Genomic DNA, 12036 nt, shown 5'->3' on the forward strand with positions numbered 1-12036 from the left:
CAGGAGGCCACTTAATGTGGCCTCCGTCGTGAGCAGGACTGTAGAGCAGGAAACCTAAGCCGGTGTCCCCGCTCTCCCGGGGCCGGCGGAATTTAGTTGTTAAGCATGCGGTCGAAGCTTCCCGAGTCGCCATCCCGATAGTCGGCGGTCATCAGAATCTCCTGCGGAATGCGCCCGCCCTCGCGCAGCACATTGCGGAACTGCACGCGCGTGACCATGGGCAGATCCTTGATCGTCGCCGCCAAGTTCTGCGGCACGCCCTGGTTGGCAGCCGCGGGCTCGCACTCGCCGCCGGCCTTCACGCGACGCTTATGCTCGGCGAGCATGGCGCGGTACATGCCGGCATGCAGGCGAATCTCAACCACATTGGCATTGCGAGCCTGCTCGACGATGCGCGCGCCCTCGCGGTCGATATCGCCCACGTAGTAGACGTAGTTAAAGCGATAGCCGATCTCAGCCAGATAATCGTCCAGGGCATGCGAGACGCTCGCCTTGCATCCGCCGCCAAAAATCACGCCGCCCACCTTGATGCCAAAGAGCTTGGCGTGCTTGCGGCCACGCAGCAGCCTGACGATCTCGTCGTAGGTGTCCAGGTTCTCGACCATAATGAACGGCTTATCGGCGCCCAGCGTAAAGAAACCCGTAAAGTGCACGGGGCGGTTGGGGGCGACCTTGATCGCCTGCATGCTGATGCCCTTTTCGGTCATGCGCCTTATCAGGCGCTCACCGTGCTTGCCGTCAAAAGCCTTCTCGTCGTTAAAAATCTGGTAGGCACGCTGGCGACGCGAGGCAACCGGCGTATCGGCACCTCGGTTTTGCTCGATCCAAGCCTGGATGATTGCGATTTCCTCGGCAATCTTGCGGTTGGACATCTCGTTGTGCTGAGTGCGCTGCGGCGCCTTTTTGCCGTCCTTGCCCTCGACCTTAACAATTTGAGTCTGCTGCTCCTTGATCTTAGAGAGCGCCGTAGGCGTAGGGACAACTTTGAGCAGCTGCCTACCCAAAACGCGGGCAAGGGCAAACGCCGATACCTCGCCGTGGACGGCCGACTCGGGCTGCTGGCTAGCACTATCAGCCGCGGCAGGCTCAGCCTGTGCATGAGGCTTACGCTTGGAATCTGCCCGGGTATTACGTTCCTGCTTGGGCGCAGACGAGCGCTTTTGCGGACGATAGGACTTGACCTCCTTCGCCGGCTGGCGCTTGACCTGATCCACCGGAGTCTCGGCCTTCTCATCTCCGTTTTGTGTCGCTGTCTTCTCGGCCGCGGCCTCGGCATTTGAGCCACGACCGCCGCGGTGACGACGACGGCGGGGCTTGCCTGAGGCGCTCTCCCCCGCCTGCTTATCAGCGGTCTGTTGAGCTTTGACCTCAGTGTCAGCCGCAGGCTGCGACTCGGAAGGTTGCTGCTCGCGAGCCGCCGGCTCAACGGTTTTCTCGGTTTGTTCGGCCTTCTCGGCCTGAGCGGTCGGAGCCGGCTCGCCCTTCTCCTGACGCCTTACGGGATACGCGCGCCTCGCAAAACCACGCCCGGGACGGCATGAACCCGGAGCCTTCTTGGCAGACTCCTCAACATCGTCTGCAGCCTCGGAAGGCTCTTCAACCTCATGCGCGACATCCTGCTGCGCAGCCTTAAAGTGGGCACCACGGCGACGCTGGGGCTCCTGGGCCTCCACGGGCTTTTGCTCCTTCGCGGGCCTCTGCGACTCGGCAGCAACCTCGTTCTCAACAGCCTCGGCATCCGTCTCACCCTTTTGAGCAACGGCACGACGGAAGCGCTCCTGCTGGGCGCGGCGCTGCGCATCGCGCTTGCCACCCCCGCCAAAACCGCCGCGTCCCGCCTTGGCCGTAAAGGCACGCACGACGTTCTCATCGAGCAACTCATCGGTATCGACATGCTCACGCGGAGCAGCTTCTTCCACAGCAGGCACGTCAGCGGAATCCTCGACGACAAAATCTTCGACGGACTCGGCAGGCTGCTCCTGGGCATCGCGGATCTCGACATTGATGGTATAGAACGCCGGGCGCCCGTTAATGCCGCTGCCCTCGATCTTGGTCACGATATTTGCCGCGATAAGCTCATCGCGCATCGCCTTGGTGTCGCATTCCTTATCGACGGAGCGGAAAATCTGCGCCAGCGCGCTCGACTTAATCTTGAGCGCCTTGCGGCAGAGCAGGTCGTAGGCAACCAGCTTGGCGCGCTCGGCAGAAAGCGATGTCTGGCTGCTCAGACGCTCAGCCAGAGCATCGACATTGTTTTGATTATCGGAATATACCGTCTTGGCCACGGGGCCCCTTTCATATGCACACATATACGTTCATATGGTACAACGCACGAGCCTATCCACGCAAAACATCTGCGAGAACGCCCTTGCACCACCTGTTCTCACAAGAAAAAAGACCGGGTCCGCTTGATTGCGGACCCGGTCTTTCCGAGTCAAATAGATGGGAGATTCAACCCGTCCGACCGACTAGGCCTTGGCGGCCTCGGCGTCGGCAGGAGCTTCAGCGGCAGCGGCGCGACCGTACTCGGCCTTGCCCATCTCGGACCACTCGGGCTCCTCGTCGGGCATGGAGCCGGCCTCCTTGCCGAAGAACTCCTTGAGGCAGTTGACGGCGACGATGAGGCCCAGGACCATCAGCAGGACGGCGAAAACGAGCTGCAAGCCCTTGGTGGCGGCGACGGAGACGGCGGCCGTGGTGGCGGTAGCCGGGATGGTGCCGAAGAAGCCGTAAGCCTGGACAGCGGTCATGCAGCCCATGGCGCTCTGGACCAGCGAGGTGAAGGTGCAGCAGAGCAGGAAGGCGACGGGCACGTAGAGCATCCAGCCCTTGCGGCCGGTGCACTTGCAGAACACGGCGAGGGTGATCATGGTCATGCCGCCGAGCAGCTGGTTGGAAGCACCAAAGAGCGGCCAGATGTTGGCATAGCCGCCAAAGGCGAGGGCGAGACCGGGAAGCAGGGTGACGACCGTGGCGAACCAGGGGTTGCCGAGAACCTTCATGTAGCCGGCCTTGGACTCGATGGCCAGGGCGTCGTTGGTCTGGGCAAAGAACTCGGAGAACGAGGTGCGGGCGATGCGGGCGACGGCGTCGAGCGAGGTCAGGGCCAGAGCGGAAACGTTCATCGTCATGAAGACGGTAGCGAGCGTGCCGTCAACACCGAAGGCCTGCATACCGCGGGAGATACCAGCAGCGAAGATCTGGAACGGGGTGGAAGCGACGCCAGCGTTGAGGGCGCCGGTACCGGCGGTGTTCATGTCGGAGAACATGATGCCGGCGACGATGATGGCAAGGATGCCGACGAAGGACTCGACGATCATGGCGCCATAACCGACCTTGACGGCGTCCTGCTCCTTCTCGACCTGCTTGGAGGAGGTACCAGAAGAAACGAGGCTGTGGAAGCCGGAGAGGGCACCGCAGGCAACGGAAACAAACAGGACCGGGAACATCATGCCAGAAGCGCTGGAGAAGCCGGTAAAGGCCGGAGCGGTGATGGTGGCCTGGCCGTTAACACCCAGGACGACGATACCGAGGACAGCGCAGGCGATCATGACGATCATCATGATGGAAGTGAGGTAGTCGCGAGGGGTCTTGAGCATCTGGATGGGCATGGCGCCAGCAAAGACCAGGTAGACCATGACAACGGCGAACCACTGGAACTTGTCCAGGTAGACCGGGAACTGCATGCCGACGGCGAACATGAGGACCATGAGGACCACGCCGGTGACGAACTCGGTAGCACCGGTGAGGTTGAACTTCTTCTGGGCCCAACCAAAGGCGATAGCGACGAAGGTGAACAGGATGGAGATGGTACCAGCGCAGCCGGCGGCATAGGACTTGGTGAAGTCGATGGCACCGGTAGCAGCACCAGAAGCGTCAACGGCCGGGGTGAACATGAACGTCTTGCAGACCATGTCGGTGAAGGCGGCGATGACGATGATGCAGAACAGCCAGCAGAACAGCAGGAACAGGCGACGGCCGGTCTTGCCGATGTACTTCTCGATGAGCTGAGCGAGCGACTTGCCGTTGTTCTTCATCGAAGCGTACAGAGCACCAAAGTCGTGGACGGCGCCAAAGAAGATGCCGCCGACGAGGACCCAGAGCACGACGGGCAGCCAGCCAAAGGCCATGGCGACGATCGTACCCGTGACAGGGCCAGCACCGCAGATCGAGCTGAACTGGTGCGAGAACGCGGTAAAGGCGGAGACGGGCGAGAAGCTCTTGCCGTCCTTCATGCGCTTGGCCGGCGTGAGGGCCTCTTTGTCAACGCCCCACTTGTTGGCCAGCCAGCGGCCGTAGCCCAGATAGCCGCAGGCGAGCACCGCCGCGGCCACAACCATGAGCAAAACTCCGTTCATTACATTTCCTCCTCTAAAAAGAACTTCCTAGACATAAAAAATGAGGGCCGTCGGTTGCGCTCGACGGCCCTCATCTTCATCAGCCGCCCGTTATCGTACGGGCTAGCTGTATGTGCTAACCCGCATCAGATAATTACTACGCTGATAATGTTTAGCTGATGCGTGAACATGTCTAGGAAATCCTCTTCAATCATGATGCGAACAATCCGTGCGTGTTCACATCCCCCAGTGGATGAAAAGCAGTATGAAACTTTAGTTACCTAAAGTCAACGCAAATAAGTAATGAATTTTCAACTTTTTTGAATTTCTCGTTATAAAACGCCACTAACCTCGGACTTTACCCGACAAAAGTTTTTGCATGAGAGATGCCCCCTCGGGAGCCGCGGGAGCTCCCATCCCAAATGCGGAGCAAAGCTCCGCATGCCATCTTTTCTTTCAGCTAAAGCACGCCGGAAATTCGACGCTGGCTTGTTAACCTTGCTGGACGTTGTCGACGCCGATCCAGCTCAGAAGCTATATCGATACAGAAAGGTCCCCGGCGCTGCCCGGGCGCCAACGGCCGCATATGAACTTTATCGCGAGTTCCGCACGAACAGGAGGCCACTTAATGTGGCCTCCGTCGTGAGCAGGACTGTAGAGCAGGAAAGTTCATATGCGGCCGTTGGCGCCCGGGCAGCGCCGGGGATCGCACCTTTGCGACTACAGCGTCATGTTCGGATCGGCATCGACGTCGAACGGCGAGATTTCTCCTCGGTCGAATTTACGGCGAGCAACCTCTGCGATCATGGCGGCGTTGTCGGTGCATGCCGAGAGAGGCGGCACCGTCACGCGGATGCCCTGGCGCCCAAGCTTCTTGATCATCATCTCGCGCAGATGCGGATTAGCCGAGACGCCGCCGCCGATGCAGTATTCCTTGCATCCGGTGGCATGCAGCGCGTTCTTGGCCTTCTTGTACTGAACGTCAAAGACGGCTGCCTCAAACGAAGCCGCCAGATCGGGCAGGTGAATCGTGCGCCCAGCCTTGGTCTCCTGCTCGATGTAGAGCGTCACCGCCGTCTTGAGGCCCGAAAGCGAGAAGCGATAGTCCCCCCTGCTGTTAAGCGCGCGAGGAAAATCGATCGCGCGGGGATTGCCCGTCTCGGCCAGCTTGGAGATGATGGGGCCACCGGGATAGCCCAGACCCAACGCCTTGGCTACCTTGTCGAAGGCCTCGCCCACAGCATCGTCGAGTGTCTCACCAAGTACCTCGTAGTCGTCCCATGCCTTCACGTGCACGAGCATGGTGTGCCCGCCCGAGACAAGCGTAAAGATAAACGGGGGCTTGAGGTCGGGCTGCGCCAACAGGTTGGCAAACAGGTGGCCCTCCAGATGATTGACGCACACGAGCGGCTTGCCGGCAGCATACGCAAAGCCCTTGGCAAAGGCGACGCCCACCACCAGGGCGCCAACCAGGCCCGGACCCTGTGTCACGCCCACGGCGGCAAGCTCACTTGGTGTAATGGCTCCGCCCGTAAGGCCCAGCGACGCTGCGGCGTCCTCGAGTGCCGCATCCACGACACTCACAATCACCTCGACGTGCTTGCGCGAGGCGATCTCGGGCACCACGCCGCCAAAGCGTGCATGAAAATCAATCTGCGTCGACACCTGGTTGGCCAGCATATTGCCATCCGCATCGATAATCGCCACCGCCGTCTCGTCGCAGGAGCTCTCGATAGCGAGTACGAGGCGGCGACGCTCAATCTCGACACGTTCCTCGGCAGAGCGCCAAGGCGCAGGCAGCGGCCATACGCGCTGCTCTGCCGCCGTCGGCTCGGGCGAAGCATTGTCGACCGGAAGCACCAGGGGCAGCGGAGCCGTCATGACGATGGCGTCCTTGCCGGCACCATAGTAGCCGCGGCGACGGCCAGCCTCGGTAAAGCCCAGAGCGTTATAAAGCGCGATCGCTCCCTCGTTACCGTCCTCGACCTCGAGCGAAGCCGTGGTGCAGCCGAGCATCTGGGCATCATAGCTCACGTGCGACAGCAGCTTGCGGGCAATGCCCTCACGGCGATGTGCCGGGTCGACGGCGACATCCAGAATCTGCACATCACCGTCCACGACCATACCGCCGGCAAGGCCCAGCAGCTTGCCGTCGTCGTGTGCCACCCACCAACTACGCGGCGCAGCGACGTCCTCGCCCAGTTCGGACAGGAACATGCCCGGCGTCCATGCCTCGTGTCCGGCACCTTCAAAGCAGGCAGCCTCCAGCGCGCTCGCGCCCTCGGCATCCGCCGCGCCCATGGGACGGAACTGCAGATGACGACCGGCGAGCTCATCGGCAACACCCGTAATTTCGCTCTGCGCACTCTCGGCAAGACCAAGACGCTTGCGCTCGTTTTCCTCGGCATCCGAAAGGCGCGTGTAAATCGGCAGGACGCGGGCCGGATCGCCGTCACCCGCAGCGTGCGCGAGCAGCAAGCCCTCGCCCGAAGGCCACCACAGGTCGCGCTCCACGCAGCGGGCGGCCTCGTCCTCATCCAGCAGCTTGCCATAGCGCACGAGACCGTCACCGGTCAGCTGAACCTGGCCCCAGTCCGCTGCTTGGCGCCACTCATCGAGCGCCACGGCGGCCTTGACCACGTGTTCGCGCTCAAATTGACGCTCGGGACCCTCATCGACCAGCATATACAGCGCCGGATATACCTCACCGCGCATAGCATCGGCCAAGATACCAAGCTTGCCGCGCACGCCAGCCTTCCACGCCGTCCAAGCGCAAGCGTCGAGCGTCGACACGCCCAGCAGCGGAACATTGGCACCACGCGCGAGGCCCTTGGCAGTGGAGATGCCGATGCGCACACCCGTAAAGGACCCCGGGCCGCGGCCGACCACATAGCAACCAACATCGCTGCGATCCAGACCGGCTTGAGCCAGCACGCCATCAACGGTATTCACGAGCTCAACGTTGGCGTGACGGCGACACATGTGGTCGCCACTCACGAGCTTCGTCTCACCCGTCTGCCCATCAATCCAGCTTGCCGCGCAGGCAAGCATGTCGGTCGAGGTATCGAGCGCCACCACCAGCGCGTTGTCGTTATGCAAGCTCATCTTGTACAGCCTTATCAATCAAATGGGAAAGCTCCATTGCGCGGTCACCGTGCGCCTCAAGCGTTATCGTTCGCACATCGCTGTCGCCCTCATCACGCTTGAGCGTCACCGAAAGATACTCATCCGTCAGCTCGTCCTGGAATTGTTCGCCCCATTCCAGCAGGCAAGCACCCTCATAGCCCAGCACATCGAAAATGCCCGTATCCTCGAGCTCGTAGGCATGCTCCAGGCGGTATAGATCAAAGTGAAACAGCGGAATACGACCTTGATCGTGAACGGCCATGAGCGCAAACGTAGGACTCGTAACCATATGCCCATCGCCCAGCCCGCGCGAGACGCCCTTGGTAAAGTGAGTTTTGCCCACTCCCAGGCCACCGGTCAGGATGAGCACATCTCCGTCCTCAAGGCACGGTGCAATTAGCTCGCCAAAGTACTCCGTATCGGCAGCGCAAGTCGTTTTGTAAGTACCTACCCCCAGGCGCTCCAGGGACATATATGCTCCTTATTATTCCGAGGCGTCCTCTGGTGCGGGATGTCGCCCCAGATAGTCGCCCAGCATCTTAAAGTCTTCCTCCAGCAGCTCCTGCCACGCTGGATTGCGTAGCGCTGCTGCCGGATGGAAAGTGGGCATCACCACAAAGTGCCCCATCTGATGGAACCTGCCGCGCAGCTTGGTAATGCCGATCTCGGTCTTGAGCACAAAGTGCGTTGCGGGGTTGCCGAGCGTCACGATGATATCGGGCCAGATGCTTCGAATCTGCTCGCGCAAAAACGGTGAGCAAGCCAGCACTTCCTCGGGGCGCGGATTGCGGTTTCCCGGCGGGCGGCACTTAAGCACGTTGGCAATGTAGACGTCTTCGCGTTTGAGCCCCGCCAGCGACAAAATGCCGTTGAGGTCCTCGCCTGCCGCCCCCACAAAGGGCTCGCCCTGCAAATCCTCATTACGGCCCGGCGCCTCGCCAATAAACATCACGCGAGCGCGGGGGTTTCCCACGCCAAACACGATGTTGTGGCGCGACTGGTAAAGCTGGCAAAGGTGACAATCGCCCAGAACGGCCTCGATCTCCTCGAGTGCGACCTCACGCGGCGCCTGATGGCTATGGCCGGGAATGTGCATGACGCCCATAGCGACTCCTACACGTAGACCTTGTCGAGACGCATACCAAAGCCGCAAGCGACCTCGTAGTTAATCGTGCCGCGTAGGCGCGCCATCTCGTCCATGGTAATCTCGGCATCTCCATCGCGGCCGACAATGATCATCTCGTCACCATACTCGGCCTCGGGAATCTCATGCGCCGGGTTGGACTGAATGGCGACCATAAACTGGTCCATGCAGATATTGCCCACCTGACGCACACGCTCGCCGCGATACAGCACGTCCATACGATTGGAAAGCGTACGCGAAAGGCCATCGGCATAACCGATCGGAAGGGTGCAGATCTGAACGCGCGTGCGCGGTACGCGGTAGGTAAAGCCGTAGCCCACGCCCTCGCCCATCGCAGGATGCGCCACGCGCGTCACACGCGCGTGGACGCTCATGACGGGATCAAGCTGCATCACGCGACCACTCAGCTCACATGGCTGCAGACCATACAAACCGATGCCGGCACGAATCATGTCAAAGTGCATTGAAGAATCGAGCATCGAGGATGGCGTATTGGCACAATGCACGATACCGCATTCAAAACCTGCGTCCTTAATGGCCTGAACGGCCTCGGTAAAACGCTGGCACTGCAGCTTGTAGTCCCAACCCGAAGGTTCATCGGCCGTGGCAAAGTGCGTAAATACGCCGTCGCACTGAATACCGCGATGGAAGCTGATGCCGCGGACAAAGTCGAGCACCTGCGTGTAGTGAACGCCGATACGATTCATGCCCGTCTCGATGGCGAGATGATACTTGCCCACTTTGCCCGCCGCGACGGCACATTCGCCATACGCAAGAGCAAAGTCAGACGTATAGACCGAGGGCATGATATCAAACTCGAGCAACGTCGGAATGGCCTCGATAGGCGGCTCGCTTAGGATGAGGATGGGTTTCGTAATCCCGCCCTGTCGGAGCTCAACGCCCTCGTTAACCGTCGCCACGGCAAACATGTCGGCACCGGCCGAATACATGATCTTGGCGCACTCAACAGCTCCATGACCATAAGCATCGGCCTTGACCACGCAGCACAGGCGCTGACGCGGATTCAACAAGTTCTTATAGGCCCTCGTGTTGCGACGGAGCGCCCCGCGGTCGATCTCGACCCAGGACCAGCGCGTCAAATCGGCTTTATTCATGATTAGTCATCCGACCCTTCGTCCATGATTCCCAGATCTTCGAGCGCATCCTTTGCCGCCAGCTCCATGGCAGGACCGATCAAGTCGATAAGATCGGTTGCGATAACGCTCTTCTCACCATACTTCGTCGCCGCGGCAAAACCGGCGTAGCTGTGAAGTGCGACGGCGTACGAATACAGCAACTCCCAACGATCCATCTCGTCGCGCATGGTGGCAAGCGTGCCGGCCAAAATACCCGCCAGAACATCACCCGAACCGGCAGTTGCCAGAGAAGCCGGACCCGAGAGTGGCAGCAGCACGCGCTCAACACCACAGATAGCCGTCGTCGGCCCCTTGGCAATGACCACCAGATTGTCGGAGCCTGCAGCCCAAACAACCTTCTGCGCGGCCGCAATCGCGGTACTAAGGTCGTTCACCTCGTCACCGGCAACCAGACGCGAAAGCTCACGATAGTGCGGCGTCATAACCAACGGCTGCTCGCGGCGATACATCTCGGGGTTACTATCAATACCGTCAATGGCAATCTTAGCAAGGCAGTTGAGTGCATCGGCGTCCAAAATTAGCGGTACATTAAGCTCGAGCAAGCCCGAAACCAACTGCATAGCGCCGGCAGACGTCATCATACCGGGACCGCACAGCACGCAGCTGTACTTCTTTGCGATCTCGCACACCGTCATGCGCGCAGCGGCGCCAAAGGAGCCGCGGGAATCAGACGGAATAGCAAAGACGGGAATCGAAGGAAGTGCCATGCGAATGAGATTGGCACAGGCGTCAGGAGCCGCGACTGCCACGTAACCAGCACCCGCGCGAGCTGCAGACTTGGCCGCCATAATGGCAGCACCAGGATATTGCGCAGATCCGGCGACAATAAGCACAGAGCCACGGGAATACTTATCGATATTCGATGGTAGCGGAGCAAAGTAATCAACTAAGTCACCGGGCTCGACAATCTCGGCGGCGTGGTCAACATCATCGATGACTTCGTCAAGACGGTCGTAAAGATTGCCGCAGATCAAATCGCCAGCATACTCAGGGCCATCAGCGCTATACAGACCAATCTTGGGCGCAATCATCGTCACCGTGCGCTCGGCACGAATGCAGTCGTCATCAACAACGCCCGTCTCGGCATTCAGGCCCGAGGGGACATCAATAGATACGACACAATCGGCGCATTCATTGACCGTAGGAATCCAAATGGAGAACGGCGCACGCAGATTCCCGTGGAAACCGGTACCAAAAATGGCATCGACAACAACATCCGCCTTATCGATCAAAACCTCGAGTTCGTCACGCGAGGGACCGACGCAAACGTGCACATCGCGGCCGGCAGTTCGACGAGCAACATGACGTGCCAAAGCAGCAGGAATCTCATCCGGCTCAACCGGAGAAACGATATCCACGTCCACACCCTTGTGGCTCAGGATATCGGCGGCAACCCAACCGTCGCCGCCATTATTACCAAAACCGACCAGAACGAGAACCCGATCGGGATTGAGCTTCAAGACCTCGTTGGCGGCAAACTCACCCGCTAACTCCATAAGCTCGGCCTTCGAAGTCCCTTCGCGTTCGATGATATCCTCGAGACGAACGACTTCTTCGGTACTCAAAACCGGTTTCATCTATGCTCCTAGCGTATCTTGCGAAGCATCGCCCAAGTGCTCCGTCAATGCTGAATTCTGCAGCTGCTCAAGCTCATCTAAAACAGAGCGAGCCTCTTTAAATGTCTGCGCAACGCGTTTCTTGTTGCTCACCTTTTCTTCCTTAGGCTTAGGTCGAGCATCCTCGGTGATTGCAATGGCATTAGCGACAGCCAAGTCACCCGTAAGGGTAATAGAAAGAGCGACCTCGACAACACCCAAATCCTGGGCGATTTCGAGAGCACGGCCAGAAAGCAGAGCCTTCGGTTTGCCGAGTTTATCACGCGTTACCGAAACATCCTTGCGACCCACGCCTTGACTAAAACCCGTGCCAAGAGCTTTAAGCACCGCCTCACGCGAAGCAAAGCGGCTCGCATAGTGAGCAGCGGGACGCGATGATGCATCGCAATACGCACGTTCTTCTTCGGTAAACACACGCCGAGCAAACGACGGCGTCTTTTCAAGAATTGATTTCATGCGGGAAATCTCGACGATATCAACGCCGATACCAGCTTCAGCCATGTTCACCTCCATATCGCACAGACTAAGTTATTGTAGCCCGTTCACAGAAGATGCGACAAACGAGGGTTATAAAACACAGCTACTATGGGAGACAAAAGCACGTAAACGCAAAAAAGGGGGAGGCCGCGAGGCCTCCCCCTTCTTCAAGTCATCCG

The 12036-nt window shown here is 59.5% G+C and carries 8 protein-coding genes; all 8 read right to left on the minus strand.

Features of this window, described 5'->3' with window-relative positions:
- Positions 1 to 92: 92 nt before the first annotated feature.
- A complete protein-coding gene (locus tag DXC67_RS09705) occupies positions 93 to 2285 on the minus strand; it encodes a hypothetical protein (RefSeq protein WP_158551344.1) in 2193 nt (730 codons plus the stop codon).
- Positions 2286 to 2468: 183 nt separating this feature from the next.
- Positions 2469 to 4358 carry a carbon starvation protein A gene (locus tag DXC67_RS09710; protein WP_117638215.1) on the minus strand — a complete coding sequence of 630 codons (1890 nt, stop codon included), beginning with the start codon at positions 4356 to 4358 and terminating at the stop codon, positions 2469 to 2471.
- Positions 4359 to 5057: 699 nt separating this feature from the next.
- Positions 5058 to 7442, minus strand: coding sequence for a tRNA (adenosine(37)-N6)-threonylcarbamoyltransferase complex transferase subunit TsaD (gene tsaD, locus DXC67_RS09715; RefSeq protein ID WP_117638216.1), 2385 nt, complete (start codon positions 7440 to 7442; stop codon positions 5058 to 5060).
- Positions 7429 to 7935, minus strand: a complete 507-nt coding sequence (gene tsaE, locus DXC67_RS09720) for a tRNA (adenosine(37)-N6)-threonylcarbamoyltransferase complex ATPase subunit type 1 TsaE (RefSeq protein ID WP_006235849.1) — start codon at positions 7933 to 7935, stop codon at positions 7429 to 7431. The genes tsaD and tsaE overlap by 14 nt, the downstream gene beginning before the upstream one ends.
- Before the next feature lie 12 nt (positions 7936 to 7947).
- A complete protein-coding gene (locus DXC67_RS09725) occupies positions 7948 to 8568 on the minus strand; it encodes a uracil-DNA glycosylase (protein WP_117565042.1) in 621 nt (206 codons plus the stop codon).
- Between the two features lie 8 nt (positions 8569 to 8576).
- Positions 8577 to 9722, minus strand: a complete 1146-nt coding sequence (gene alr, locus DXC67_RS09730) for an alanine racemase (RefSeq protein WP_117630070.1) — start codon at positions 9720 to 9722, stop codon at positions 8577 to 8579.
- 2 nt (positions 9723 to 9724) lie between these two features.
- Positions 9725 to 11341 (minus strand): NAD(P)H-hydrate dehydratase, encoded by a 1617-nt coding sequence (locus tag DXC67_RS09735; RefSeq protein ID WP_117638217.1) that lies wholly within the window; start codon positions 11339 to 11341, stop codon positions 9725 to 9727.
- On the minus strand, positions 11342 to 11881 hold the full coding sequence (acpS, locus tag DXC67_RS09740) for a holo-ACP synthase (protein WP_055252164.1): 540 nt from the start codon (positions 11879 to 11881) through the stop codon (positions 11342 to 11344).
- Positions 11882 to 12036: the final 155 nt, after the last annotated feature.

Source organism: Collinsella sp. TF07-1 (assembly GCF_003437235.1).
Taxonomy (GTDB): Bacteria; Actinomycetota; Coriobacteriia; order Coriobacteriales; family Coriobacteriaceae; genus Collinsella.

Excerpts from the sequence above, each read along its gene's own strand:
- DXC67_RS09710 (WP_117638215.1), bottom strand. The coding sequence starts at position 4,358 with ATGAACGGAGTTTTGCTCATGGTTGTGGCCGCGGCGGTGCTCGCCTGC.
- tsaD (WP_117638216.1), bottom strand. The coding sequence starts at position 7,442 with ATGAGCTTGCATAACGACAACGCGCTGGTGGTGGCGCTCGATACCTCG.
- tsaE (WP_006235849.1), bottom strand. The coding sequence starts at position 7,935 with ATGTCCCTGGAGCGCCTGGGGGTAGGTACTTACAAAACGACTTGCGCT.
- DXC67_RS09725 (WP_117565042.1), bottom strand. The coding sequence starts at position 8,568 with ATGGGCGTCATGCACATTCCCGGCCATAGCCATCAGGCGCCGCGTGAG.
- alr (WP_117630070.1), bottom strand. The coding sequence starts at position 9,722 with ATGAATAAAGCCGATTTGACGCGCTGGTCCTGGGTCGAGATCGACCGC.
- DXC67_RS09735 (WP_117638217.1), bottom strand. The coding sequence starts at position 11,341 with ATGAAACCGGTTTTGAGTACCGAAGAAGTCGTTCGTCTCGAGGATATC.
- acpS (WP_055252164.1), bottom strand. The coding sequence starts at position 11,881 with ATGGCTGAAGCTGGTATCGGCGTTGATATCGTCGAGATTTCCCGCATG.